This window comes from Ruegeria sp. BHSB064 (assembly GCF_059613205.1).
The window spans coordinates 23,259-50,114 of sequence record NZ_JBXWSB010000012.1 but is presented as its reverse complement, the minus strand read 5'-3'; the positions used below and the strand labels follow the sequence as shown (position 1 = coordinate 50,114).

Below are 26,856 nucleotides of genomic sequence, written 5' to 3'. Positions count from 1 at the left end.
ACAGTATGACCGCCCTGCTCTGTACGGCGCGCCAGTATTCGGATCACACGCATGGCGATCCGGAAGATTGCCTGTCTTTGACTTACGACGACCGGTTTTTGCGCCGCAAGGTTCTGACCTGTGAAAGCGGCGAACAGATACTCATCGATCTGGCACAAACGACTTCGCTGAACCACGGCGGCGCATTGGTTCTGGATGACGGTCGCGAAGTGGAGATACAGGCAGCACCGGAAGCGCTGCTTGAGGTAAAAGCCCCGGACCTGACGCGTATCGCATGGCATATCGGCAATCGCCACACGCCCTGCCAGATCCAAAAGGATCGGCTGTTGATTCAGGTCGATCACGTTATCCGCGACATGCTGTTGAAAATTGGTGCAACGGTTAAAGAGGTGCACGAACCGTTCACCCCGGAAGGCGGAGCCTATGGCCACGGCAGAACCCATGGCCACACCCACTGACGCTGACATCCTGACGCTGACCCAATGGTTGTCCCCTGCCTATCCTGTCGGGGGATTTGCCTATTCGCACGGGCTGGAAGCGGTAATTGACGACGGATCTGTCACGAATTCTCAGGATACCGAAGCCTGGATTTCAGATGTGCTTGAACATGGCTCTGGGTGGAATGATGCGTTGTTCCTTGTGGCTGCGCACAATGCGCAGGACAAAGATGAGCTGATCAATATCGATGATGTCGCGCGGGCCTTTTGCGCGACATCGGAAAGGCGGATGGAAACCGAGTTGCTGGGTCAGGCATTCGGAAATGTCACGAAGGGCGTTTGGGAACTGGACCTTGGACAGTTCACATACCCGGTCTCTGTCGGTCAGGCGGCAAGGTTACAAAACCTTCCTGTAGCGCTGACGACCAAGATGTTTCTGCAAGCATTCGCGAGCAACCTTGTCGCATGTGCAACACGCCTTGTGCCACTGGGTCAGACTGATGCCCAAAGGGTGATCCGCCAGTTGACGCCGCTGTGCGCTAAAATCGCTGCAAGGGCACAAAAGACGAGTCTGGACGAATTAGGCTCAACCACATTCTTGGCAGATATTGCGTCCATGAAACATGAAACACAGTATTCGAGGATTTTTCGCACATGACGAGCATGAACGGCCCACTTCGAGTCGGTATTGGAGGCCCGGTCGGAGCCGGCAAAACCACTTTGACTGCTGCTTTGTCCGAAGCGCTGAGAGACGTTTGTTCAGTGGGCGTTATCACCAATGATATTTACACGCAGGAAGACGCCGAGGCGCTGATGCGCATGCAGGTTCTGCCGCGGGACAGGATCATCGGCGTTGAAACCGGCGGTTGCCCACATACTGCAATTCGCGAAGACGCCTCGATCAATTTGGCGGCCGTTGCTGAAATGCAGACTCGTCACCCTGATCTCGATGTGGTGTTGATTGAAAGCGGTGGCGACAATCTATCAGCCACATTCAGTCCGGAACTGGCGGATTTAACCATCTACGTGATCGATGTCGCGGCGGGCGAGGAAATCCCCAGAAAAGGCGGACCAGCAATCACGAAATCAGACATCCTGGTCATCAACAAGACCGATCTGGCGCCGCATGTTGGCGCTTCGCTGGAGGTTATGGAGCGTGATGCCAAGAAAATGCGCAATGGACGACCCTTCTTGTTCTCGTCGCTGCGTCACAGAAATGGGGTCGACGCGATTGTGGATCTGCTTGTGAAAGGAGGAGGTTTAAGGATTTCAGACGCGCGTTAGTCCCCGAGGCGAAGCGGCCAAGGTATCGAGCCCAAAAGCCGATTGGGGAAACCGAAAGCACGATTGTCATTTTCGCATTTGGCCGCAGGTTTGTTTGCAGGCAGACTGTAAGCGGAACGCACCACGGTGTTTTTAACAAAATTTGATGCGGACAACGTTTTCTTTAACCGGCGTGTTGCGCGTCCCAGCTGTCAGCAACCGGCACATCGAAGGGCAAGTTTTCGCAGCCTTCGGGTGATTGACGGCACCAAAATCAAACGGCGTTTTGCAACTGGTTTTCGAGTTCATCGAAAGTTAGGCTGACCATTCCCGTTGCGGCACAAACTTCTGCCAATCTTCTCCATGGGTCCCTGTTCATGAGCGACAGCGTAGCTAACGAATCCGCAGAATTCTGTTGCGTGTGCAACTATTCTACAACGGTTTCTGCAGGGGTTGGCTTTCCCGATGCTAGGGGGCGACGATTGCAATAATCGTCCGAACCCCAATCTGCCTCTCGTAGAGGAACTAATCGCAAATGCGCTGAACATCCTGCTTGATCACGCGGCATCCTCTTTCGGGGGTTCTTTGGCACCGGTCATGAAGGCCACTGCATCGGACATGGTATAGTCCTTGGGGTCAATCGTACAAAGGCGTTTGCCCAGCCGGTGTACATGGATGCGATCGGCGACTTCGAAAACATGCGGCATGTTGTGGCTGATCAATATGATCGGAATACCACGCGCCCGCACGTCCTGGATCAGCTCAAGCACCTTGCGGCTTTCTTTGACGCCCAAAGCAGCCGTCGGTTCGTCCATGATGATAAACTTGGTTGCAAAGGCAGCGGCGCGGGCAACAGCAACACCTTGGCGCTGACCGCCAGACAGCGTTTCAACTGCCTGATTGATCGACTGCACAGTCATCAGCCCGAGCTCAGTCAGCTTTTCACGGGCAAACTTTTCCATGGCAGGTCGATCAAGCTGGCGCATGTATTTGCCCATGAAACCCTGCTTACGGATTTCGCGCCCCATGAACATGTTGTCGGCAATCGACAGGGCAGGGGACATGGCAAGCTGCTGATAGACGATCTCGATCCCCATGTTCCGGGCGTCGATTGGCGAGGTGAAGTTGACCTTCTTTCCTTCGATCAGAATCTCGCCTTCATCCGGGATTGTTGCCCCGCAGATCGCCTTGACGATGGACGACTTGCCAGCGCCGTTGTCACCGATGACAGCAAGGATTTCTCCTTGCCGCAGTTCAAAGTCGGAATGGTCGATGGCAGTCACGTGGCCATAACGCTTTACGATCCCGCGACCCTGGACGACTGGAGTTGTGTCTGACATCAGCCCGATACCTTTCTGATCCACTGGTCGACTGCGACCGCTGCGATGATGAGAAGTCCGATAAGCAGGAAGGTCCACTGCGCGTCCGCGCCCAGAAGCCTGAGCCCCAGAGTAAAGACGCCGACGATCAGTGCACCGAACAGGGACCCCAGAATGGAGCCTCGCCCGCCGAACAATGAGATACCGCCAATCACGACCGCTGTGATGCTTTCGATATTGGCCAATTGTCCGGATGTTGGGGAAACCGACCCGATGCGCCCGATCAACGCCCAGCCCGCAAAGGCACAGATTAAACCGGACAGCATATAAACGGACATCAGTGTTCTGTGCACGTTCACACCGGAAAGCTCGGCTGCCTCAGGATCATCCCCCACCGCATAAACATGCCGGCCCCAGGCCGTGTGTTTGAGCGCGTAAGCCAGCACGAAAATCAGAACGAGCATGAATATCACGCCCACCGTAAAGGTCGCGCCACCGATGCTGAACTTGGTGCCAAAGAATTGCAGGAACGGGGCGTTGGCCTCGATATCCTGACTGCGAATTGTTTCGTTTGCGGAATACAGAAAGTTTGTTGCCAAAACGATCTGCCACATGCCCAGCGTGACAATAAACGGCGGCAGCTTTACGCGACTGACCAGCCATCCGTTGAGAGCCCCGATCAGGGTTCCCATTGCCAGCCCGCACATCACTGCAATCGGTACGGGGATGCCGTAGCGGAAAGTGAACTGACCCATAATGACGGATGAAAACACCATGATCGCACCGACGCTGAGGTCGATACCGGCGGTCAGAATGACAAGGCTTTGTGCCGCGGCCACGATGCCCACGATCTGAACCTGTTGCAGGATCAGCGTCATCGCAAAGGGTGAGAAGAACTTTGACCCCAGCAGCAGGCCGAAAATTAAGATCGCGCCAACCAGAACGATCAATGGCACAAAGGATGGATTGACGTGGAGAAGATGCTGCAACTTCCCCAGAACACCACGCCGGTGATCTTCAAACTCCGCAACGGTTTCCGTTGGGTTGGCGGCGGTTTCGAATTCCTGGGCGTTTTGGTTTGCTTCAGACATCTCTCCCCCTTTTCGTGGCTGGCATCGCGTCCACGAAATCAGTTTACAGGAAGTTTCGGTTTGCTGGTGAAAGGATTGATGAGGCGCCGTGGCGCGCCTCACCCAAAGGGGCTGTCTTTAGCCCCAGCAGAGATCCAGGCCTTCCGCGACCGACAGCGACTCGACCCCATCAACCGGCTGGTCGGTGATGAGCGCCACACCCGTGTCATAGAAGTCTTTGCCGGGTGTGTTTTCGGGCTTCACGCCCTCATCGGCCCATTTCTTCACGGCCTCAACACCAAGCGAGGCCATCAACAGCGGGTACTGCTGGCTTGTCGCACCGATCACACCGGCTTCGACGTTTTGGACACCGGGGCACCCGCCGTCGACCGAAACGATCAGAACGTCGTTTTCACGCCCGATGGATTTCAGCGCCTCATATGCGCCTGCAGCGGCCGGTTCGTTGATCGTGTGAACAACGTTGATGGATGGATCCTTGGCCAGAAGGTTTTCCATCGCACGGCGACCGCCTTCTTCGTTGCCGTCGGTCACGTCACTGCCGACCAGACGCGCATCGGTTTCGTCACCGATGACGTTCGGGTCCGCAAGGTCCACGCCGAATCCGTCGAGGAAACCCTGATTTCGCAGAACGTCCACAGTCGGCTGACTGACGTTCAGATCCAGTGTCGCGATCTTGGCATCAGCTGCGGCGTCACCCATTTTGGCTTTGGCCCATTGACCGATCAGCAGGCCGGCCTTGTAGTTGTCCGTTGCGAATGTCGCGTCCGCCGAGTCAATCGGGCTCAGCGGTGTGTCCAGCGCAATGACCAGAACGCCCGCATCCCGCGCCTGTTTGACGGCAGGAACGATCGAGCTGGTGTCAGATGCCGTCAGCAGAATGCCTTTTGCGCCATCCAGAATGCAGGTTTCAATGGCCTGGACCTGAGTTTCATGGTCGCCATCAACTTTACCGGCAAACGCCTTGAGCGTCATGCCCAGCTCTTCTGCCTTGGCGGTTGCGCCTTCCTTCATCTTGACGAAGAAGGGGTTTGTGTCGGTCTTGGTAATCAGGCAGACGGTTTCACCAGCCGCGTGCGCGGATGCAGCGGCGAATGTCAGCGCGGTCGCGGATGCGGCGAGCTTGAGTAGATTTCTCATAGTGTCCTCCCAGAAAATTGTTGTCGCCCCGCGCGACGTTCCTGCGGGACGCGCCTCCATCCTCCAATGAAGGCCTTATTCAAGAAACCGTGATTCTAGTCTCTCTGTCAATAAATAAATAAAGTTTATTTATTAATTTGCCCGAGCATCTTTTCATAAGAAAATAAGGTGGTTATGTTTGGGTTTATGGAAAGAGAGGCGCTCAAAACACTTACTGGTGGAGTAAGTCAAAGCGGTGTTCGCGATCACAACGAACGCCTGATTCTGACAGTTTTACAACGGCATGGACCCGCTGCGGGTGCGGATGTCGCGCGGCTGACGGGCCTGTCTCCTCAGACCGTCTCCATCATTTTGCGCAAGCTCGAAAAGGATGCGATCCTCAAGCGTGGAACGCCACTGCGTGGGAAAGTGGGCAAGCCCTCGATCCCGATGGAGCTAAACCCCGAGGGCATCTTGTCGGTCGGCATGAAGATAGGCCGACGCAGTGCGGACCTGCTTTTGATCGACTTTACGGGCAGGCCACGTCGTCAACTTTCCACGACTTACGACTATCCTCTGCCCGAGGCTGTTTTCGGATTCCTGGAAACTGGATTGGAAACACTTCTCTCTCACGAGCCCCAAAAGCTACGCGACCGGGTCTGCGGAATCGGGATTGGAACCCCGTTCGAACTTTGGAAATGGCACGACCTGTCCGGACTTGCGGCCAAGAAATTCAGTTCCTGGAAAAACGTGAACTTCTTCTCTGAGGTCGCCAAGTTCAGCGACCTGCCGGTTTTTGTGGTCAACGATGCCACGGCCGCGTGTCACGCCGAACACCTTTATGGACGTGGGGCTGAGTATCGCGATTACTTTTACTTCTTCATCGGATCAATGATTGGCGGCGGCGTTGCGTTGAACGGCACCGTATTTGAGGGAAACCAGGGCAATGCGGGTGCATTGGGCGCGATGCGGACGACGGGTCCTTTGGGCGAAAGCCAGCAACTGATCGACACTGCCTCGCTGTTTCTGCTTGAGGACCGGCTGATCGAAGCGGGCGTCGATCCGGATATCCTGTGGAAGAAGCCGCAAGATTGGAGCAGCATTTCTCGCTACGTCGAACCGTGGATTGGGACCACCGCACAGGAGCTTGCCAAGGCGGCCCTGTCCATTTGCGCGGTCATTGATTTTGAGGCAATTTTCATCGACGGTGCCTTCCCGCCGGAAGTTCGAGAAGAATTGGTATCAAGGGTTCGCCGTTACTTGGTCAACCAGGACAAACGCGGCTTGATTCCTCCGGTTGTGGAAGCCGCCGCAGTTGGGGAAAACGCCCGAGGTATTGGCGCGGCGAGCAGTCCAATTTTCCGCCAGTTTCTATTGAACACCAATGCCGGGCTATCAGGGATGTAGCCTATCCGAAGTCCGGAATGCCTTCGATCAGCGACAAGTTGGAATGGTGGGTGATGAGAGACTCGAACTCCCGACGCATCGTTAAAAAACAATGGCTTACGTGTGTTTTTGTAACCGTGTAACCGGCCCAAAAATGGGCCGAATGACGCCGAACGAAGATCGCCGCGGTAGAATGCTCAAATCTCATTGATGCTTTTTCAAGCGCATCGCCCCGCTTGAGACTTGACGGATTAGGTCTTGCCCCTTGGTTGCGAGAAGATATTTATGCTTGTCGATCTCTTGCAGCGACAGAGTTCCATTAGCCATGCCATGCATCAAATCATTTCGACTGTTTATCCATTCCCATATAGGAGCTGGATCAAAGCATGTGTTCAGCAGTTGGTTTGAGATTGCTCGCTGTTGGAGGACATTCACCTTGTTGCCCAGCATTAAAAATTGACGTCCATTTGAAGGCTGTGGAACGCCGCCGCTGTTTTGCAGCATTGAGACCATACGATCTTCCAGCAGCGCATAGACATACCATGACGCTTCAAAATAGTGCTTGCTGGAAATAGCGTTTTCCAAACGTTCATGAAATTTCTCGAATAACTCTCGTTTATCAGTCATTTGCTTTCTCAATTTGTGTGGTTCTAGTTCGACATCTCAAAACAAGCTTGGCTGTCCTGTGTCGCGAAGTTGAATCAGGCCATTGATCAACCACGTATCATGCCAGAGCGAGTGAGTGCCCATTGCGAAATACAACCCTCGCTCTGGAAGCACATCACCGAACTGTTGCTGCATTTTCTTTAGTGCCTCTTGTTCTCCATACTCTCGGCGCCAATTGAAGAACGTAGCCTCTGTTTCCCAGTCCTGACAGGTGCCTTGGCGGTCTCCATCATCAGTTGAGTATTTGTATTTGAAGCTATAAGGGCAGGCCCGTTGCGGTATTGCCGGGCGAGGAATGAACATATCGCTCTGCCTATGAAACTCATCAATTTTGGCTTGTTCCGAGTCCAAATCGCTTTGCGTTTTTTTCTCGATTTGAAATGAGTGAATGTCAGGTTTGAGCAGCGCCAGACTCAGCTCTTTTTCACGCTGTTCGTTCAGGCTGGTTACGATGAGCCTGTTGAGAAAAGGAACTTTTTCTCGATCCGGCATCCGTCCGACGATTTCAAGGCTTTGACTGTCAACATGTCGGCTTTCGATACGTAAGTCTTCGCTGGGGCGTCGCCACTTGAATTTCACCCGGTCCCAGCGCCTGAACTTTTTTCCATCTTCGAGAACCCGGAAAGAAACAGGATACATTCGTAGCCAGTTGCCATAGAGATCAACGCCAGCGCAGCACACGGTTTCTCCGTGTTTCGTTCCGATTACAGGTGCAGCTTTGATTAGAATAATTGCTTCGGTTTCGCCCGATTTACTCGCTAGATTCTCCTGCAAGGCCGTGTCTTACCCCAATATGCCTGATCGAAATATCAGTTCGTTTTTCAATTTCATGTGCCACAATCGACCTATGGCATTCTATGTGACAACGTTCGAAACATAGCAAACATGCTCCACCTTCGATTGCAACCGGGATGACGCTGTTCAGCGCCGCTTGCGCATGATCTGTGGCAAGATGAGCGTTAAAAATCTGGCGGAACTTGTCGTAGTCTCCGGCCCGCGCCGCTTCTCGACCAGGCTTGGGGTCCCCTAAACTTTTTAAGTGTTCATAGCGTATGCCGGCAGCCTCTACGGCTTCACGCAAAGCCCGCTTGGAAAATCCCTTTTTTCGGGACAAAGGTAATTCGCGAACATCAACTAGGCATTTAACTTTAGCTTCGATTAGCGTGGCAACAAAATCATCAATTGATGAACCTTCGTAGCCAATTGTCATAAGCTCTACTGCCCCTCTGGCGTCCGTGTTGTCGAACATTGAAATACCTCTGACCTGTTCTGCGTTTCCCGCGCTCTTATCGCGAAAGAATACATTGATGAATGAGGAAGTGTGAAATTTCTCGCACTTGGCGGCTTATCGCTATTTGTTGATGCAACAAAAGCCCGCCAGCATGCACTGGCGGGTTCGTTGTTTAGGGCGGTCAATGTCTGATCATGTGAGGTCAGCCTTCAACTCAGCCAGAATCTGCTCGGCTGCACGAATTTCTTCCGCTACCTTCGACGCAGCATACAGCATAGTCTCAAGCAGTCTTTCAGCTTCGGCGGTCTCTCTGGCACTGTCTCGTGCTCTGTCCGGGAAATGGACAACATTAGACTCGGCGTTCATGCTGCATCCTTTTCTGCTTCGACCACCGGTAGCACATAGCGGGGGTTGTCTTCCCACTCGCGGAACACTTCATCCGGCGCATCGTCATCCGGCTCATCGGTGCGAGTAAGTGCAGCAACAGCCGAGAATTCAACTTCAAGCCTTCGCATGTCCAAAAGAAGGCCTCTGAGCTGATCAATGAGTTCTTCAAGAGAGCCAGCCGGATCGTCATCCGCCCGAAGATCGTCAATGATCCGGTCAATCACATCTTCGGGTATTCCCACACAAGAACATGCGCTAAATCCAAACAAGTGATCCTGCATCGTCTCATCACTAACAGCTTTGTTGTCCACAAGAGTGGACTTGTGGGCGCGCGGGTAGACCGGAGAGTCCAAGAATCGCTGAAACAGTTCTTTCTGAGTCAGTGTTGCCCCTGCCGGAGTGTTGGTGGTATTCTCGTTCATAGTGTTCATCCTATTGTTGAACATTGCAAAAATGCGGCGTGGTTCTGGTCGCCAAACTGAAGCCACGTCGCTCCTTTGGGCGCCTAGACGCCCGTAACTTTCCACTGAGGGAAAGACCTGCGGACCTGCTTATCAAGCTGATCCAGCATCTTGTTGAGCCGCACGGCTTCACTCATGGCCGTGGTCCTGTCTGCCGTATCAGAGCGTTCCAGTTCTGCCAGGTAGTTGGTGATCTCCTGCTGCTTATAGGCATTCACCACCTCGGCTAGCCCCACGGCTGCGTCGATTAGGCAATCGATGATCACCTCAGCCCGCCCTACGGCGCCCTGCGCGCCGCCAAATGGATTTTCTATTCCCTGAGTTGCATCCTCCAGCACGAACGCCTCTGGGCCGCGCTCATCGTCAAACGAGGGCGCATCTATGCCCGCCGTCCACATTGGCAGCTCGAACTCACTGAGCCCGCCGCGTGCTTTGGCTTGCTCACTGAATGTCCGTTTCAGGTAAGGGTAAGTGCTATCCTGCTTGACCCGTTGCTGTTCTTTCTCCCGTTGCCGCTGTAGCCGTTTTCGTTCCGCGGGTGACATTGCCATTTCAACATTCCTTGTGACCGTGACTGTAATATGTCACGGTCACAATAGGTTGTCAATGAGATTCCTCAATCGCTGAATCGAACACAAGTTAGATATGTCCAAAGGCTTGGAATGTCCTTGAGTTCCCCCGGCTACCACAAGATACTTACGGCAAAACAAAACTCGAACGAGCAGGCAGAGATGATGACCCCCATCACCCAATCCGAGATCAACAAATCCGCATGGGGAGCATGCGACACTTTCCGGGGTGTAGTAGATCCGTCGATCTATAAAGATTACGTCCTAACGATGCTCTTCCTGAAATAAGTCAGTGACGTATGGAAAGATCATCGGTCCCGGTATGAAGCTGAACACCCCGGAGCTCCGGAGTTGGTAGACGCATTGATGCAGCAGGAGGCATTTGTCCTACCTACTGGCGCTGGTTTTGACGATCTGCATAAACGTCGCCATGAAGCTGGGAATGGAGAACGTATCGATAAAGCCCTTCACGCTATCGAAGAAGCCAACGGCGACAAACTGCGCGATGTGTTCCAGGATATCAGCTTCAACTCCAACAAGCTTGGAGACGAGGAACAGAAGAACGACATTCTCCGTCACCTGCTGGAAGATTTTGCCAAACCAGAGTTGGATCTGCGCCCGTCACGTGTCGGCCAACTCGACATCATAGGTGGGGCTTACGAATACCTGATTTCCCGCTTTGCCGCCACGGCGGGAAAAAAGGCAGGCGAGTTTTATACACCTGCCGAGGTGTCTGATCTAATAGCCTGTCTGGCCAACCCACAACCAGGCGACCACATCTGCGATCCCACTTGCGGTTCGGCCTCTCTGCTCATGAAGTGTGGCAAGCTGATCCGTGACAAGGGCGGCAAGGGATACGCGCTGTTTGGACAGGAGGCCATTGGATCCACCTGGGCGCTGGCCAAGATGAACCTGTTTCTACACGGGGAAGTGAACCACCAGGTTGAATGGGGCGACACGATCCGCAACCCCAAGCTGCGCACCAAGGACGACGCGCTGCGGCACTTCGATGTGGTCGTGGCCAATCCTCCCTTCTCCCTGGATAAATGGGGGACCGAGGCCGCCGAGACGGACAAATTCGGACGGTTCCGCCGCGGTATCCCGCCCAAAACCAAAGGCGATTACGCCTTCATCCTCCACATGATCGAGACGCTGAAACCCAAATCAGGTCGCGCCGTGGTGCTCGTGCCCCATGGGGTGCTATTCCGTGGATCGTCTGAGGGAAAAATCCGGCAGAAGCTGGTTGAGGAAAACCTGCTTGATGCTGTCATCGGCCTGCCCGAAAAACTGTTCTTCGGCACGGGCATCCCTGCCGCCCTGCTGGTGTTCCGCAAACACAAGACTAACGACAGCGTGATGTTCGTCGATGCATCCCGAGAATTCATCTCTGGCACCAACCAGAATGCTTTGGACCAGACCCATATCGACAAGATTGTAGCGACCTACGAGGCTCGGGAAACCGTGGACAAGTATGCTTACCGTGCCACGAGAAAAGAGATCGAGGAAAACGATTTCAACCTCAACATTCCCCGCTACGTGGACACGTTCGAGGAGGAGGAAGAGATCGACTTGATCGCTGTGCGGGCCGAGCGGCAGGCGCTTAAAGCGGACCTTGCTGAGTTGGAAACCCGCATGGAGGGATATCTGCGGGAGCTTGGGCTCGATGCATGAGGTTCAACCGAGAGGGACTGGTTTCGTTGGCGAGCTACCTGAAGGTTGGGTGGTAAGGCCGATGGCCGAGGTTTGTTCAAAGGTAACGGACGGAACACATGCCACTCCAGAAACTGTAGAGTCCGGTAGGCCATACGTTACCGCGATCCACGTCAAAGGCGGCAAGATTGATTTCGAAAAATGCCTGTATCTTAGCGAAGAGGACCACAGAGAAATCTTCAACCGATGCAACCCCACCGTGGGTGACCTCGCGGTCGTAAATATCGGTGCTGGCGTCGGTGAATGTGGTTTCGTTGACGTTGATTTCGAGTTCAGTATGAAGAATGTCGCTCTTCTCAAACCTAACCCTAAAGTTCTCGACCCTAAGTTCCTCTACAGCATTCACCTGTTCCGAAAGGATCGAATTTCACATGCAGTGAAGTCAGGCGGGGCACAGCCCTTCTTATCTCTTCGTGATCTCCGAAAACTACCCGTGTTGCTCCCGCCAATCCCCGAACAACGGAAGATCGCGGATATCCTCTCAACTTGGGATACGGCCATCGAGAAAACGGATGCCCTGCTAGCCAACGCGAAGGCCCAAAAACGCGCACTCATGCAATCCCTCCTCACAGGCAAACACCGCTTCCCAGAGTTCGAAGGCCATCCGTGGAAAAAGGTGCGGTTGGGGGATGTTGCGACGATTGGGATGGGCTCATCGCCAAAATCCAGCGCATACAACGATGACGGTATTGGTCTACCACTGATCCAAGGAAATGCGGATATTAGGAACGGCAAAAGTGCGCCCCGCAGTTTCACTTCCGAGATTACGACAACATGCAACCCTGAAGATATCCTGCTCTCCGTTCGTGCACCTGTTGGATCGGTCGCGATTTCTATGCACCACGCTTGCGTCGGGCGTGGTGTCGCCGTGATCCGACCTGCGGACACCAGCGATTGGAAATGGCTCAAGCATTTGATGATTTGGTTGGAGCCGCAGTGGGCGCGTGTCTCTCAGGGAAGCACGTTCGAGGCAGTGAATTCCAAGGACATCAAGAGTTTTGGGGTGCCTATGCCTCCATCGAAAGAAGAACAACAAAGGATAGGTGAAGTGCTCGACGTCGCCGAACAAGAATACGAAGCACTTGAAGCCAAGATCGCCAAACTCCGCACCGAGAAAAAGGCTCTGATGCAGCAACTGCTCTCAGGGAAACGACGCGTAGTGATCTAATTTTACTTAAATTTTTTGTCAGAAAGTGATTTGAATGACGTATTGGGAAGAACGCAGGGATGGTGGTGTCACCAAGGACGGGCGCACAGCCTATGAGCGGGATTATGCCAGGGTCGTGCACTCCGCCGCTTTCCGGAGGCTTCAGGCCAAAACGCAGGTGCTGGGTGTCGGGGACAGCGATTTCTACCGGACACGCCTGACCCACTCGATGGAAGTCAGCCAGATCGGTGAAGGCATCGCACGTCGTCTGAGGGCTCAGGCTGGGGATAATGAAGATGCGCTTATCGTCTTGCCTGATCCTATCCTGATCCGCACAATCTGCCTCGCCCACGACCTGGGCCATCCTCCCTTCGGTCATGGCGGTGAGATTGCGTTGAACCGCTGCATGATCGGTCATGGCGGGTTTGAGGGAAACGGTCAGACCCTGCGTATCATGGCACTGATCGAACCGTATCATGAAACGCTCGGCATGAACCTGAGCCGCAGGTCTCTGCTGGGTGTGCTCAAGTATCCTGCACCGCTGAGCGCAGTGGTGAACAAGAAGCAGTATGAAGGGGCGGATATTGACGGCGCCTCCTCGGTATTCAGGGCCAAGCCGTTTAAACCACCTAAGTGCTACCTTGATACGGAAATCGAGGTTGTCGATTGGATCGCCAAAGACCTCAGCGATTGGGCTCGGATCAGTGGTGAGCTCAAGCACCAGGGCGACAACAAGCACAAAAAGACTCTGCACCACGCTCTCGACACTTCGATCATGGAGATCGCCGACGACATCGCTTACGGGGTTCATGATCTTGAAGATGCGATCGGTCTGGGGCTGATTGACCGTGCGGCATTCGAGGCTGGAGTCAAAGCCGAAGACATTGGTGGATTCTGTGAATGGTCAGATGGGATGAGCTATAGCGATCTCGTCGCGAACTTGTTTTCTCAACATACCTACCAGCGAAAGAAAGCCATCGGCGCGCTGGTCGATTTCTGCATTCGATATACGACACTGGACACGTCGAACCCTCATGAATTTGCCAACCCGATCTTTGGGTATCAGGCTGTTCTGGCGGAGGAGGCCCGTGCGGTTCTAGATGTGTTGCAAGACCTTGTTGTAAATCGGGTGATTTTAACCACTACGGTCCAGCAGCTTGAGTTCAAAGGCCAGAAGATCGTCACCGAACTCTTCCACGCCTTTGCAACTGATCCGGAAAGACTTCTGCCCAAACGCGATGCTCAGCGTTATGACGAAGCCTCCAGTGATGACCTGAAGCAGCGGGTTATCTGTGATTACATCGCTGGCATGACCGATGACTATGCCACGAAGCGATATCAGCAGTTATTTGAGCCACGCGTAGGCTCCGTGTTCGACAGGCTGTGACGTATGGCGGAGTTTTCGGATTACATCGTGTATGTTGATGAAAGCGGTGATCACAGCGTGACCTCCATCGACGCGGATTTTCCGGTATTCTCCTTGTCGTTCTGCGTGGTGAAAAAAGACGACTACCTGGCCCAGGTCGTTCCCGCCATGCAGGCGCTCAAGTTCAAGTATTGGGGCCACGATTCCGTTGTCCTGCATGAGCACGAAATCCGAAAGTCAAAAGGCGATTTCACTTTCTTGCTGACAGATCGCGCCCTACGCGAACAATTTTACGAAGACCTGACGCAGGTGATGGTAGATGCGCCAATCACGATCATCGGATCCGTCATCGATAAGGTGAAGCTGACGGAGAAGTATGCCAATCCTTGGAGTCCGTATGATCTAGCGTTGCACTTCTGCTTGGAGCGATTGCAGACATTCCTGCGAGAAAATGGTCAGGAAGGAAAGTTGACACACGTCGTTTTCGAATGCCGTGGAAAAACAGAGGATGACGACCTTGAGCTAACCTTCCGTAGGATAGTAGCTGGAGACGGACATTGGGGCTATCGCAAGCACAAGTTTGAAATTATGGATTTTGAACCAAAGTTCGCCAAGAAATCTGTCAATTCAACGGGACTTCAGCTTGCTGATCTCACTGCACGACCCATTGCATTGAAAACCTTGCGCCCCAATCAACCAAACCGCGCCTACGATGTAATTTTGACCAAGATGGGAGCGATCAAGCAGTTTCCATGACTCAAAAAAGCAAAAGGGCACCAGTTTCCCAGCACCCTATCGCCGACCAGGTAATTCCCAATCCTTGTCTAGTATGTAGGAAACTTCCTACCAGAATGCAAATTTTTTGGCAGCAGGCCGTTGCATCATGACCCACTCCCGCACTCCCGACACTCGTGAAGAAGCGGCATCCAAGCTCCCAGCTTTGCATACGTTGATGGCGATGGGTTGGGACTACCTATCCCCCGCTGATGGGTTGGCTTTGCGCGGATCTGAACGTGCAGTCCTGCTGGAGCCTGTATTGCGCGAACGCCTCAAGTGCCATCGGTTCGATTTCAAGGGGCAGACCTACTCCCTTTCTCCTGGCGGCATTGACCAGGTGGTGCGAGAAATCAGTGCAACCGGGCTGAACGAAGGGCTGATTCCTGCCAACGAGGCGATTTACAAACATCTGACACTGGGGATCACTGTTACCGAGTTTGTCGATGGGCAACGCACGTCCGTTACCGTGCCGCTGATCGACTGGAAAAACCCAACCGCCAACGCGCTTCAGGTCACAGAGGAGCTCAGCGTTGAACGCCCTGCGGGCATGGGACGGTTTAGGCCTGATGTGGTCTGTTATGTGAATGGTATTCCCCTGGTGGTGATCGAAGCAAAGCGGCCCGTGTCTTCCACCAAGGACGCCGCGATGGTCACAGAAGGAATTAGCCAGCACCTGAGGAACCAAAAGCCTAACGGTATCCAGGACCTCTACGTCTACTCGCAACTCTTGCTGTCAATCTCCGGCACCGATGGGCGTTATGGCACAACGGGGACGCCTGCAAAGTTTTGGGGGACGTGGAATGAAGAAGAGATCACAGATGTCGAGATGCAGGCGGTTAAGTCCACCCCCCTCTCAGAGGCCCAGAGAGAGGCACTGTTCGCCGACAAGCCCGCTTGGATGCGGGACAACTTCGACAGGCTCCACAGCGGCGCTGTGTGGCCCACAGAGCAGGATCGCTTGATCGTCAGCCTGCTGCGTCCTGACCGTCTGCTCGACTTCACGAGGCGCTTCATCTTCTTCGACCAAAAGCTCGGCAAGATCGCGGCGAGGTATCAGCAGGTTCAGGGAGCCAAGGCGATCCTTTCTCAGGTGGCTAAGCAGAAGCCCGATGGCAGTCGTGAGGGCGGCGTAATTTGGCACACCACGGGGTCAGGTAAGTCAAACTTAATGGTGTTCCTAGCAAAGGCTCTTCTGCTTGATCAGGACTTGGCGGGGTGTCGAATTATCATTGTCACAGATCGCGTGGACCTCGAAAAACAGCTTGCTTCTACCTTCCTGACGGGCGGGGCGTTCGGCTCGGCTGTAGCGACCAAAAAGGATGGGGAAACTTCCAAGGTCCAGTCCGGGCGAGACCTTGCCACGCGAATAGGGTCTGGATCGGAACGGATCATTTTCACTCTGCTTCAGAAGTTCAACTCAGCCACCAAGCTACCGGAGTGCAAGAATACATCCGATAAAATCATTGTGCTGGTTGACGAGGGTCATCGTAGCCAAGGCGGCGAGAACCACGAGAGGATGCGACAGGCATTACCCAACGCAGCCTTCATCGCCTTCACTGGAACACCTCTGCTGAAGGAAGATAAGACTCGTAACAAGTTCGGTCCTATCCTGCATGCTTACACGATGCAGGATGCGGTTGAGGACGGGGCCGTCACACCGTTGGTTTATGAAGAACGCAGGCCCATCGTGGATATCAACGACACGGCAATTGATGTCTGGTTCGATAAGATCACCATGGGATTGTCAGACAATCAGAAGTCAGACTTGAAGCAAAAGTATTCCAGTCGAGGACGGGTCTACGGCGCGGGTGGGCGTATTGATCTCATCGCCTGGGATATTGCCGCCCACTTCACCGAGAACTTTGCCAAATTGGGGTTGGGCCTGAAGGCGCAACTGGCAACGGACAGTAAACTGTCTGCCATACGCTACAAGAACGCCCTTGATCTGACTGGGATGGTGACCAGTGCAGTTGTGATCTCAGCCCCTGATACTCGCGAAGGTCACGAAGACACAGATGAGACCAAAACCCCTGAGGTTCAGGCCTGGTGGAAGATGAACGTTGGTAATGACCCCGAGGGCTATGAGACGGACGTCCTAGAACGGTTCGGCTCCGACGGGGCTCCAGATATCCTGATCGTTGTAGACAAGCTCTTGACGGGCTTTGACGAGCCACGCAACGCTGTGCTCTACATCGACAAGCACCTAAAGGGTCATAATCTGCTCCAAGCCATCGCAAGGGTTAACAGGCTGCATGAAGCCAAGCAGTTTGGCTACCTTATCGACTACCGAGGAATCCTGGCCGAGCTTGATACCTCAATCCAAGATTACCAAGACCTCGCCTCACAGACGCAAGCGGGTTACGAGATAGACGATCTTGCGGGCACCGTGTCTAACGTATCTGTCGAATATAAGCGGCTTCCTGGGCTGCATGACGCACTTTGGGAAATCTTTGCAGATGTAGCTAACAAACAGGATATGGAACAGTTTCGTCGCGTGCTGGTGCCGCTAGTGGCGGAGGATGGGACTGGTTATAGCATCGACCAGAACCAGAAAGTCCGTGAAGACTTTTACGACGCTCTGACTGAGTTTGGTATGTGCCTGAAGTTGGCCCTGTCATCCCGCACGTTCTTTGAGGATGGGGCCTTCGACGAAAAGACAATTCAGAGCTACAAACGAGACCTTAGGTTCTTTACCGAACTTCGTGTGCAAGCCAAGCGAGATGCACAAGAGACCGTGGATTACTCTGAATACGAAGACCAAATACGACGAATGGTGGACAAGCAAGTTATCGGCCAAGAAATTGTGGACCCACAAGGCTTCATCTGGGTCGACACGCTGGGCCAGGCAGGCGATCCTGAAGAATGGTCTGACGAGAAAACGCGGACAGAGGCGGATGTCATCAAGACCCGCATTCGCAAGACGATTGAACAGGACCTGATAGATGATCCCTATGCTCAGCGGGTGTTCTCTGAAATGCTTAAGGAAGCCATCCGTGAAGCCGAGGCGCTGTTCGATCACCCGGGCAAGCAATACACTATGTTTGCCGATCTGGAAGCGATGGTGGAGGATCGCGACACTCCCTCAGTGCCGGATAGGTTTGGTGACAACAAAATGGCTCAAGCCTTCTACGGGGCTTTCGCAATGTCGCTGGTTCGGAATCAGCTTGATGATCTAGGGGAAGATAAACTCGTTGAAGAAGCACTTTTCATCGACGGTGTGGTTCAAGACGCTGTCCGATCTCATTCGATAAAGCCTGCCGGCATCGAGGCGGAAATTCGAAAAGCCCTTTTGCCCCGGCTATTCAATCTTCTCGGAGGATTAGACACAGCCAATTCTGTGATTGAGCAGGTTGTCGCAATCGTCCGTGCAGGTGATGCGAGGCGTGCCACATGACCGCACAGAACATTCTTACCTACGGCAATGAACAAATACTGTATCAGGTTAATCCCGATCCCCGGAGGACGACCCGAATTGCCATCCACGTGGAGCCTGATGGAAGTGTCATAGTTGATGCTCCGCCAGACCAACCCGATGAGATGGTTCACAAGGCGGTGCATAAACGGGCGCGTTGGATCGCTGATCATGTCGCTGAAGCCAAGGATCGCTACCGCCACGTTCATCCCAAATCTTATGTATCAGGTGAACAGGTTCTTTATCTGGGACGTCGCTATATGCTGAAAGTAGTTCAGAGCGACACGACCAAAGGCACAGCGAGATTGCACGGAAACCGGTTGGAAGTGACGGTGCAATCCAAAGATCCCAGAAAAGTCCGTGGTATCGTTCGTGCCTGGTATCGCACACGCGCCCGAGATTACTTCGCGCGGCTGATCGATCAGAAGTCCAAAAAGCTGTCTTGGATCGATCAGCCTCCGCCTTTCCGTTTGTTGGAAATGTCACGCCAATGGGGAAGTTGCTCGCCTCAGGGTCAAGTGATCTTGAACCCGCATTTGGTCAAGGCGCCGCGAGAGTGCATCGAATACGTCGTGGTGCACGAACTTGCCCATCTTAAGCATCACGATCACAGTCCAGAGTTTTTCGACTTGGTTAGCTCGCATGCACCAGGATGGGAAAAGCAGAAGAAACTATTGGACCGTATCGTTGAAGTTTTGACCAACGATTGACCGAGAATACAAACTCAATTCACGTCGAGAGACACATTCTACCGAATTTAGTCGAAAACCAATTTTCGAGACTCAAGAATGCCACTGCCAACTTCTACTACCCTGTCGCCACTGGATCCTCTACGCCCAGTGCGAGAATTGACGTTTGTTGAATCTGAAGTCGGCGGCAAACAAGCGCGTTTCCGAGACCGTCGGGTGCTGACACCAACGTTGGACCTCAAATGTTTCCGCTTCAAAGCGGTCATCGACTTTGTGGTTGTCCGGGTGTTTACCAACAGAACCCAGTTCCAGTGGATCCAGCAAGAGCTTCGCACCGTCCTGCCGCGTGATAGCTGGATCACCTCCATCAATCCCATTGGAGGCACGGGGGCAGACGAGTTCGACATCAGGATCCAAGAACCCCAATCAACCGCTGTCGTGGCAGCAGCGATCACGGCCGTTGGCGCAAAACGAGGCGAACGCAGGGCGCCTCAAATTCGGGAAATAGAATTCAGTTTGGACGTCTATAGCCGAGGTGGTGCAGATGACAAAAGAGAGCAAATGATAGGGCTGCTGCAGAGGACTTACTATGCTGCGACGGACCGGTGGGCGGGTGAATTGGATATGCCTCGTTCGACCGCAGCCATCTCCGAACAACCTGGTAGTGCTACTACAACCGAGTATTTGCCGCCCGTAATGGGAGAAAAGCGTGAGGACTCGCTCACAGTGAGGCCTAATCCGGAAGAGTTCTGCAGCCCGTTCATAGATGGCACGATGTATCTGGGAGAAAAAGGAACGAGTGGCATGATCCGCATCCAAAACAAGGAGAAAGATCAGCAGAACCCCTCTAAAGGCGCATTCAATCATCTGGATGAAGATCAGAAGAGAGCACGCGTGGAGGTCACGCTGAAATGCCACGATCTTAGGGACCTTGGACTTCACGAATTACCTGATCTAAAGAACTTCAAATATTCAAAACTACAAAAGAAATTCTTCCAGTTTATGTTGCCTACGTTCGCCAGCCTTGACAGTAAACGAAGCCCGGCCATCGACGCAGTTAACGGTCTGGACGAAGAGAAACGTGCCGAAATTTTCCTTAAATCTGGATTACTTGCGCTCATGAGAAGAGACGAGGTGTGGGAAGAGCATGTTCGCTTAAAAAGACCGGAAGTTAAGAAGGTATTTCGGCGTAATGAATGGCCTATCATACAGAACCGGGTTGGGCGTGGCGCGACTTCTACCATGATTGCGTATGAAGCCCTGAATAAGCAGGTTGCCACCGCATTTCGACACCTAGGTGAGAGGGAGCGGAGAGCGTGGCTAGAAAGGTAGGGTGCTGGCAACATCTTAGTCATTTGTGATCTAAGCTGAGGAATGCGGTTAACAGTAAGTGCTTGCTTATAAGTAATTAGGTATTGCTATGAGAGAAACCGGAGCCTCTTTATGCCAGCAAAGGTATTCTAGCGATAGGCGCATATCTTCTCGTGACCTGAAATAGTAGAAAAAACTTGGCATTTTCAGATACCGTCTTACCCGGTCCAACGGCCTGATTTGGCTTAGTTGTTGTTTTGATCGTCTACATTTTCACCATCTCTAAAGGAGGATTGGAACACCTTCTCGCTGTGGCACCAGAAGGCATCCCCTTGATCACTCGGAAGGATACCTAGGACTTCAATACTATAGGGATCCGACGAACAGGCTTGAACGAATTGCTGAGCCATTCCTCGTCCGCTTGCGTGATTGGACCCATTGTTTGCGACTCAACGTCCATCAGACAGATCCAGCTGTTGCTGGTCTCCATTTTTTCAAACCCGAATTGTCCCTTCGACTCACGCTTTGGCCGACCACAACAGAGCCAATAACTATGACTGCTCCTATGGACTGGGTGAAGCTAAGCGTTTGTCCCAAGTATACCCAGCCGAGCACGACAGCTGTTACAGGGCTCATCATGCCAAGCATCGAGACTGCACCGGGCTCCAGGCGCGCAATCCCGCGAAACCAAAGAGCATAGGTTGCTGCAGCACCAATCAATCCAAGCCAAATAAGGCCGGCGACATTTGTCGCGCTGAGCGCAGGTAGAGGCGGCTCAAGAAACAGTGCGACTGGCAGCAGTATCAAACCACCGGCTGTTAATTGCCACGCTGTGAAACTCAGCGCCGAGACCGGAGGTTGCCATTTCCGGCTGAGAACAGTGCCAGCAGCCATTGACGCGGCTCCTCCCAAACCCGCTGCTATACCGATCCAATCAAGTTGTGCTTCTGGTCCGATCAGCAGCAGAGACACACCCATTACGCCAGTCGCGGTGGCGCCGAGAGCACAAAGTCGGATTGGAGTTCCCAGCCATCCCCACGCCATCAAAATCACGATCATCGCTTGCAACGATCCTAGGGTGGCGGCCACACCACCGGGTAACCTATACGCAGCCACGAAGAGGAGCACCCAGAACAGAGCGAAATTGAGGCTGCCTAAGACGAAAACTCGACCAAGCCATTCGCGTGGTGGAACGCAGCGCGTCACTGCAAGCAACAACAAGCCAGCAGGCAGAGCTCGTAACGCAGCCAGGGTAATCGGATAGCCAGCCGGGAGCGCTTCGGTAGTTACCAGATAAGTGCTTCCCCATACCGCTGGGGCGAGTGAGGTGAGAAGAATATCGGTTGAGCGTGACATAGTATGTCTCCTGGCTAAGGCGTTTGAGAATTTGAGTGAGACGTCAGAGGCGCGCGGGTTACGCTGCTTCCGCTTGGAGGTTTGATCCAACGAGGCACGCTGCAATCCTTGCAACATGAGCGCCCTGGAACCGCGCTCCGGCAAGGTCAGTTTCGGTAGGTGTGCGGGAAGCATCAGCACCGGCGATCGTTCCGGCACCATACGGTGCGCCGCCAATGATTTCTTCTGATGTAGTCTGGCCAGCAAATGTGTAGGGCATTCCGGCAATCAGCATCCCAAAGTGTTGAAGCGGGACTTGCGTTGTCAGAAGGGTTGCCTCGTGCCCGCCATGTTGCGAACCTGTTGATGCAAAGACCGCTCCGACCTTGCCAACCAGAGCATTCCTGGCCCAAAGCCCGCCAGCCTGATCCAGAAACGACTTCATTTGACCCGCCATCATGCCAAATCGGGTCGGTGTTCCAATGATGATTGCATGATAGTTTTCCAGATCTGCCGGCAAGGCTATAGGCGTATCATCGACGACATAGCCAGCCTGCTGACGGACCTCTTCAGGGACGGTTTCGGGCACACGTCGAACGTCAACTTCAGTGCCGGGAACACTTCTGGCGCCTTCAGCTTCGGCATCGGCCAATGTGCGGACGTGGCCATAGCTTGAATAGTAGAGAACGAGAATACGTGACATAGGATACCTCTCAGGGCTGCAACTTGTTCCCTGAGAGAATGGAATTTGTTGCGCCGCCAATTAAGGCGCGCTCTTTGACATCACTCTTTACCTGTATTGAATAATGTCAGGACCTGAGAGCCAGGCGCAGATGATCAAGAAAGGCTGTAACCTTGGCGTCCATTCCCAAGCGAGATGCTGTGACGGCGAATACTTCTGGCGCGGGCAATTCGTGGTGAGGAAGAACTCGCACCAAGGCCCCGCTGGCTTCAGGAGCATCAGAGACGAACTCAGGCAGGGTTCCGATACCTTGCCCAGCTATCAGCAGATCCCGCAAAACGAGGCTGTTGCCGACACGCACGCGCGGATCAAGCTCTAACTTTGTGACACCTTCGGCGGCCGAGAGCTTCCAGTTCGTCAAATGATCAGCAAGCAAAAAGCCGATGATTGCGTGGGTTTTCAGATCCGCTGGCTGGGTCGGCGTCCCACATCGCTCCAAATAGTCAGGAGACGCAAAAATCCGCTGTCGCATCACGCCGATCCGTCGCGCAACAAGGGCCGAATCCGGCATCGCGGCTCGGATTCGTATCGACAGATCGAACCCGCCCTCGACCATATCGATCACCTTGTCGTCCATCGAAAGAGTAAATCGCAGATCTGGATAGGTTTTCAAGAACTCTGGAAGCATCGGTGCGATAACGGTTTGGCCGAAGGAACTTGACGCATTCACCCGAAGGTACCCGCGCACCGCTTTTGAACCTTCCCTGATGGTCTGTTCCGTTTTTTCGACCGCGTCGAGAATTCCAATTGCATCTTGGTAATAAAGACTGCCGGTGTCAGTCAGTGACATGGATCGGGTCGTTCTGGTGAGCAGGACGGTTCCCAGACTTTCTTCCAGAAGCTTGATTTCTCTGCTGAGAAGCGCGGGAGAAACACCAAGGTCTTCCGCCGCACGGGCAAAACTACCGCGTTCAACGATACGGCGAAAAGCTTGCATCACTGACAGTTTGTCCAACTCCTGGCCCCCGATCAGTTTTTTTTGAGCCGCCCTGTTGGGCGTAATGAAATGCAAGTTATACGACCTCGAGACTGGTGCGAAGGGGCGACACGCCTGTGTCGCTGGTGTTGATTTCCGGGCGGTTGCCAGAAAACAATCATCGGTCTATTTTCGATGAGGCTAGGAGTTAGGGGCAATGGCAAAATCTAAGAATCCGCATACACCGAAAAACGTTCCAAGCCGGTCGAACAATGAAAACTCAGATCGCCCCGCTAAAAGCAGGCCCATACCGGTTAGCGACGCTGTTAGTGAGCCAACTCGACAGGAAAGACTCATGGCGATTGCAAAAGATGCGGAACGACGCCTTAAGGGTTCAATGAAGCTACTCTCTTGAAGTCGCAATACGAACTTCCAAAGGAATAACAGCACATACAATCAAAGTGCAGCCTTCAATACGCTTCACCGCAAGTTACCAGCTTCCCAATGAGCACTTAGAAGCAACGGAGCATACAAAAGGTCTGGTAAACACAAGCGCAAGTCTGGTGCTGGACTAGAGCACTCCTCCCTACGATTACCCCTCTACACACGCGCATCTCTTTCCTCTAGGCACACATCACCTCTTACACGCATTCTCTCTACTGGCACCTCTCTAGGCGTCTCTTACGTGTGTCCGCTCTCTTAGGGTGTTTCTCTCTAGGTGTATCTATTTCCGCTCTATGTGTAATCGTCGGTTTCTCTGCTCCGGAGACGCTCAATAGCTTTGCTGGCCTAGACTTGTGTGTTTGCTCTCTATGAGGTTTTAGCTCAGGCGCTCTCTACGCTGGCCTGAGTTACATCCGTGTTTGTTTGTGTGTCTGGTGCCGTCTGGCCTGTGTTTCGCTCTTCTGCGAGCTTATCTGGCCTATCTTCGGATATGTGTTTTCCAGGTAGGCATGTTTATTGGGTTTCTCTGGTTCAAAGGTTTACATTTTGCTCCGAAAAACCTGATTTTGGGTGAAATCTGTCAACTTAATGTAAACTTAGTGTAAACCTTTGGCCTGATTTTGGGGTGTTTTTGAGGTCGAAAGGTTTACATTCCGTCGATCCCGGGAGGGCGGATGTAAACCTTTGTCAACCCTTGAAGGCGTAGTGTCTCTATTCGGAGCCGTCATGCTCGGCGGCTATTTTTTCCATTTTACGCCTGGTTCCGCGGCGCAAAAGAAATGCCAGCAGATGGTTTCCCGCTACCCAAGCGCCTAAGCAGAGCAACGCCTGAATCAATGTGATGTCGCCTTTGAACCAAGCCACCACAATAACAAAAAAGAGCGCCTTGTAGAGAAGGTAAACTATTTGCCACAGCTTTGTTGACCATCCGTCCATGACTTATCGGCCTTCTACAAATATTTTTAGTAACTATGCCATGAGCTTAGTTGCGGTGGATTTTTCTGGCAACCTTAGAAGGCGCCGAATAGCCTCAATCTGCTCTGGGTGCCTGATGGGCTCGATGTAGCCTAAGACGGTGTCTCCTCGAACCATTGCTAAAAAAGGTTCGCGTTCCGATCGCAGCCGCTCATCACTTTGCCGAAGTTGATCACATAGATGTCGTAGCAGTCCGGTTTGGCGGCCGCGGCTCTAAAAAAAGACGGGCCACTCTCTGCCCGTCTTGTTGTTGGAAACGCAGAACCAGCCTGCCTTATCCGGAAACGCCCGGCAGGGCGGCCTCGTCCTGACACCAGCGGAACCGCTGCGGTCAAAGCTTGCGAGCGACTACCGGGCCATGCAAGAAGAAGATCTTCGAAAAACCCATGGAGTTCAGAAAGATGATGGTGGAAATCGTCGCCTTGAAGGCGGGAAATTGCGTCGAGACGCATTCATGACCGGGGGGCTGCCACCGGACCTCAAGGAGCTTTCGAAAAAGCGGATCGTGGTCCTTTGTCTCGATGAGTCCGACGCGACCGCACTTGAAAAATGTCGGCGAGGCAGTCGTCGGTTCTCGAAGAATTTTCCGCATGATGAGGTCGGTGAGGTCGCAAAAAATGCGCTCGCCATCATTCTGACCGAGAACGTGCCCACTCTGGCGGTCGGATTGATTAGCTCGAAGAGCGCCACGTCGACCTTTGAAACCCGCGTGGTGTTTGATCATGTGAAGCCGCTTGTCGGGCCGCGCTATGATCGCCTTCTCAACGCTATTGACGCTCCTTCGCTGCGCCGACGGCTCGATACCATGCGAGATCTCGAGCCTGGCCTTCATAGTTTCTCGCCCAAATTGGGCTTGGCGTTCCTCAAGCAGCTCGCCGCGTCCGAAGAAGCCCTCGGTGCTCTTAGGGGTATCGCGACGCTCATACAAAGACCGCGGCAGATCACCGATGCCCGCGCGCTTCAGCACGACGCGGTCCGGTTGGCAATCAAGGCCTTTGGTGGCCCGGACGAAGCATCCCATCTTGCGCTGAACGAGGGAGGCGCGACGGCTCTCGGCACAGTGCGACTGCTCGAAGATGCCGTAATAGAGCACGATGCCCGCTCAATCTCAGGCCTTCGGCTCGCCGACAGTGACCTGACTGGGCGTGCGAGGTTTGAGGGGCGGGATCGCGCCCTTGAGGTCCTGACCGCAAACAAGAGGCCGCTCGAAGAGTTGTTCGGGGTCGATCTGATCTATCTGAACCGTCGGCGCGGCTCGATAGTTATGGTGCAGTATAAGATGCTCGAGCAAGGGACATCGCGGAAGCGATCCGTGAAGTCCGGATCGTCCACCGTTGAAATCGATGATGGCCACGATTGGCTGCTGCGGGTCGACGAGCAGCTTGAAGACGAGATTGCGCGGATGAAGCGCTTTGACCGTGATATGACGCCAAGCGGGCCCTATCGTTTGAACGCCGGTGCCTTTTTTTTGAAGTTCATGCGCCGGAACGCCGAGGCCAAGTCTGCTGGTTTTTTGGTCAGTCTCGACCATTTCGAGAGGCTGCGCGCCGAAAACAAGCTAACTGGTCCGAGGGGCGGCATACGGCTCAGCTACCGCGAACTCGACGGCCACTACCTGCGGTCGGGGGGGTTCGCCGAACTTGTGCAGTCCGGCTATGTCGGAACGCGCGGCGCGACGACCGACCATCTGCAAACCCTGATCGAGCGCACACTATCCGGCGGACATGCCGCTGTCGTCGCGATCGAGTCCGCGCTGACGTCACCCGCTTAGCACGACTCTCGCGGTTCTTCCGGGCCGATGCCGTCTTCGCGTCGCCTGGACACTGTGAAACAGCATCGAAAGGTAACGCCGTGGAGGTGTAATCGGTGCCCGAAATTGACCTTTCCCGTCAGTCGCCGAGAGCTGCTATTCACCGGGATTCTGCTGTATGCCGCATAGCTGACGTCCGCAAGAAGACCGATGCTGCACAGCCGCCGATGACCGCTTTCTGCACGCTGCAGGCAGCCCCGGCGGGCCCGTAAAGGTCCGGATTGGGCCGTTTGGGGCGGAACCTTCTAAAAGCCTTTAAGCCGGGCAAGACATTCCGGAACATCGCGATATAGTTG

24 protein-coding genes and 1 pseudogene are annotated in these 26,856 nt (G+C 53.7%); 12 read left to right on the top strand and 13 right to left on the bottom strand.

Annotated features, from left to right (window positions below; translation table 11 throughout):
• The first annotated feature begins 5 nt into the window (after window positions 1-5).
• The 3 genes from ureE to ureG are packed head-to-tail and all read left to right on the top strand — an operon-like array spanning window position 6 to window position 1,721.
• The gene (gene ureE / locus AC2FNU_RS04860; RefSeq protein ID WP_496785531.1) at window positions 6-458 is read left to right on the top strand and encodes an urease accessory protein UreE; all 453 of its coding nucleotides are present in this window, start codon (window positions 6-8) and stop codon (window positions 456-458) included.
• Window positions 424-1,095 (top strand): urease accessory protein UreF, encoded by a 672-nt coding sequence (locus tag AC2FNU_RS04855; protein WP_496785529.1) that lies wholly within the window; start codon window positions 424-426, stop codon window positions 1,093-1,095. Before ureE ends, AC2FNU_RS04855 begins: the two co-directional genes overlap by 35 nt.
• The gene (gene ureG, locus AC2FNU_RS04850; RefSeq protein ID WP_496785527.1) at window positions 1,092-1,721 is read left to right on the top strand and encodes an urease accessory protein UreG; all 630 of its coding nucleotides are present in this window, start codon (window positions 1,092-1,094) and stop codon (window positions 1,719-1,721) included. The genes AC2FNU_RS04855 and ureG overlap by 4 nt, the downstream gene beginning before the upstream one ends.
• Before the next feature lie 536 nt (window positions 1,722-2,257).
• Here ureG and AC2FNU_RS04845 read toward each other — a convergent pair.
• The 3 genes from AC2FNU_RS04845 to AC2FNU_RS04835 all read right to left on the bottom strand — a co-directional run bounded on the left by AC2FNU_RS04845 (window position 2,258) and on the right by AC2FNU_RS04835 (window position 5,247).
• Window positions 2,258-3,040: an ATP-binding cassette domain-containing protein gene (locus tag AC2FNU_RS04845; protein ID WP_170429655.1), complete on the bottom strand. Its 783-nt coding sequence runs from the start codon at window positions 3,038-3,040 to the stop codon at window positions 2,258-2,260.
• The gene (locus tag AC2FNU_RS04840) at window positions 3,040-4,110 is read right to left on the bottom strand and encodes an ABC transporter permease (RefSeq protein ID WP_496785523.1); all 1,071 of its coding nucleotides are present in this window, start codon (window positions 4,108-4,110) and stop codon (window positions 3,040-3,042) included. Before AC2FNU_RS04840 ends, AC2FNU_RS04845 begins: the two co-directional genes overlap by 1 nt.
• A 117-nt stretch (window positions 4,111-4,227) precedes the next feature.
• Window positions 4,228-5,247 (bottom strand): sugar ABC transporter substrate-binding protein, encoded by a 1,020-nt coding sequence (locus AC2FNU_RS04835; protein WP_496785519.1) that lies wholly within the window; start codon window positions 5,245-5,247, stop codon window positions 4,228-4,230.
• A gap of 186 nt (window positions 5,248-5,433) precedes the next feature.
• On the opposite strand from AC2FNU_RS04835, the gene AC2FNU_RS04830 reads away from it, so the two are divergent.
• On the top strand, window positions 5,434-6,633 hold the full coding sequence (locus AC2FNU_RS04830; RefSeq protein ID WP_496785565.1) for an ROK family transcriptional regulator: 1,200 nt from the start codon (window positions 5,434-5,436) through the stop codon (window positions 6,631-6,633).
• 183 nt (window positions 6,634-6,816) lie between these two features.
• Here AC2FNU_RS04830 and AC2FNU_RS04825 read toward each other — a convergent pair whose 3' ends face one another.
• The 6 genes from AC2FNU_RS04825 to AC2FNU_RS04800 form a co-directional block, all read right to left on the bottom strand.
• Window positions 6,817-7,239, bottom strand: a complete 423-nt coding sequence (locus AC2FNU_RS04825; protein ID WP_496785517.1) for a hypothetical protein — start codon at window positions 7,237-7,239, stop codon at window positions 6,817-6,819.
• A 36-nt stretch (window positions 7,240-7,275) separates the two neighbouring features.
• Window positions 7,276-8,052, bottom strand: a complete 777-nt coding sequence (locus AC2FNU_RS04820) for a DUF8758 domain-containing protein (RefSeq protein ID WP_496785513.1) — start codon at window positions 8,050-8,052, stop codon at window positions 7,276-7,278.
• The gene (locus AC2FNU_RS04815; RefSeq protein ID WP_496785510.1) at window positions 8,030-8,527 is read right to left on the bottom strand and encodes a DUF488 domain-containing protein; all 498 of its coding nucleotides are present in this window, start codon (window positions 8,525-8,527) and stop codon (window positions 8,030-8,032) included. The genes AC2FNU_RS04820 and AC2FNU_RS04815 overlap by 23 nt, the downstream gene beginning before the upstream one ends.
• A gap of 174 nt (window positions 8,528-8,701) precedes the next feature.
• On the bottom strand, window positions 8,702-8,875 hold the full coding sequence (locus tag AC2FNU_RS04810) for a hypothetical protein (protein ID WP_496785507.1): 174 nt from the start codon (window positions 8,873-8,875) through the stop codon (window positions 8,702-8,704).
• Window positions 8,872-9,318 (bottom strand): hypothetical protein, encoded by a 447-nt coding sequence (locus tag AC2FNU_RS04805; RefSeq protein WP_496785506.1) that lies wholly within the window; start codon window positions 9,316-9,318, stop codon window positions 8,872-8,874. The genes AC2FNU_RS04810 and AC2FNU_RS04805 overlap by 4 nt, the downstream gene beginning before the upstream one ends.
• An 83-nt stretch (window positions 9,319-9,401) precedes the next feature.
• Entirely contained in the window at window positions 9,402-9,908 is a 507-nt protein-coding gene (locus AC2FNU_RS04800) for a hypothetical protein (protein WP_496785504.1), read from the bottom strand.
• Window positions 9,909-10,019: 111 nt separating this feature from the next.
• Here AC2FNU_RS04800 and AC2FNU_RS04795 point away from each other — a divergent pair.
• The 7 genes and pseudogenes from AC2FNU_RS04795 (at window position 10,020) to AC2FNU_RS04765 (ending at window position 20,359) form a co-directional block, all read left to right on the top strand.
• Window positions 10,020-11,597: pseudogene (locus AC2FNU_RS04795) on the top strand (type I restriction-modification system subunit M).
• Window positions 11,590-12,804, top strand: coding sequence for a restriction endonuclease subunit S (locus tag AC2FNU_RS04790; protein ID WP_496785502.1), 1,215 nt, complete (start codon window positions 11,590-11,592; stop codon window positions 12,802-12,804). The pseudogene AC2FNU_RS04795 and the gene AC2FNU_RS04790 overlap by 8 nt, the downstream one beginning before the upstream one ends.
• 34 nt (window positions 12,805-12,838) lie before the next feature.
• Window positions 12,839-14,170 carry an anti-phage deoxyguanosine triphosphatase gene (locus tag AC2FNU_RS04785; RefSeq protein ID WP_496785499.1) on the top strand — a complete coding sequence of 444 codons (1,332 nt, stop codon included), beginning with the start codon at window positions 12,839-12,841 and terminating at the stop codon, window positions 14,168-14,170.
• Between the two features lie 3 nt (window positions 14,171-14,173).
• Window positions 14,174-14,905 carry a DUF3800 domain-containing protein gene (locus AC2FNU_RS04780; RefSeq protein WP_496785497.1) on the top strand — a complete coding sequence of 244 codons (732 nt, stop codon included), beginning with the start codon at window positions 14,174-14,176 and terminating at the stop codon, window positions 14,903-14,905.
• 127 nt (window positions 14,906-15,032) lie between these two features.
• Entirely contained in the window at window positions 15,033-18,320 is a 3,288-nt protein-coding gene (locus AC2FNU_RS04775; protein WP_496785495.1) for a type I restriction endonuclease subunit R, read from the top strand.
• Window positions 18,317-19,048 (top strand): M48 family metallopeptidase, encoded by a 732-nt coding sequence (locus tag AC2FNU_RS04770; protein ID WP_496785493.1) that lies wholly within the window; start codon window positions 18,317-18,319, stop codon window positions 19,046-19,048. The genes AC2FNU_RS04775 and AC2FNU_RS04770 overlap by 4 nt, the downstream gene beginning before the upstream one ends.
• A gap of 78 nt (window positions 19,049-19,126) precedes the next feature.
• On the top strand, window positions 19,127-20,359 hold the full coding sequence (locus AC2FNU_RS04765) for a hypothetical protein (RefSeq protein WP_496785490.1): 1,233 nt from the start codon (window positions 19,127-19,129) through the stop codon (window positions 20,357-20,359).
• Window positions 20,360-20,797: 438 nt separating this feature from the next.
• Here the strand turns inward: AC2FNU_RS04765 and AC2FNU_RS04760 are convergent, their stop codons facing one another.
• The 4 genes from AC2FNU_RS04760 to AC2FNU_RS04745 form a co-directional block, all read right to left on the bottom strand.
• Window positions 20,798-21,694: an EamA family transporter gene (locus AC2FNU_RS04760; protein ID WP_496785488.1), complete on the bottom strand. Its 897-nt coding sequence runs from the start codon at window positions 21,692-21,694 to the stop codon at window positions 20,798-20,800.
• Window positions 21,695-21,752: 58 nt separating this feature from the next.
• Window positions 21,753-22,376, bottom strand: a complete 624-nt coding sequence (gene wrbA / locus AC2FNU_RS04755; RefSeq protein ID WP_496785486.1) for an NAD(P)H:quinone oxidoreductase — start codon at window positions 22,374-22,376, stop codon at window positions 21,753-21,755.
• A 106-nt stretch (window positions 22,377-22,482) separates the two neighbouring features.
• Window positions 22,483-23,352, bottom strand: coding sequence for a LysR family transcriptional regulator (locus AC2FNU_RS04750; protein ID WP_496785483.1), 870 nt, complete (start codon window positions 23,350-23,352; stop codon window positions 22,483-22,485).
• 1,134 nt (window positions 23,353-24,486) lie between these two features.
• A complete protein-coding gene (locus AC2FNU_RS04745; RefSeq protein ID WP_496785477.1) occupies window positions 24,487-24,711 on the bottom strand; it encodes a hypothetical protein in 225 nt (74 codons plus the stop codon).
• A gap of 397 nt (window positions 24,712-25,108) precedes the next feature.
• On the opposite strand from AC2FNU_RS04745, the gene AC2FNU_RS04740 reads away from it, so the two are divergent.
• Window positions 25,109-26,521 carry a hypothetical protein gene (locus AC2FNU_RS04740; protein ID WP_496785473.1) on the top strand — a complete coding sequence of 471 codons (1,413 nt, stop codon included), beginning with the start codon at window positions 25,109-25,111 and terminating at the stop codon, window positions 26,519-26,521.
• Window positions 26,522-26,856: the final 335 nt, after the last annotated feature.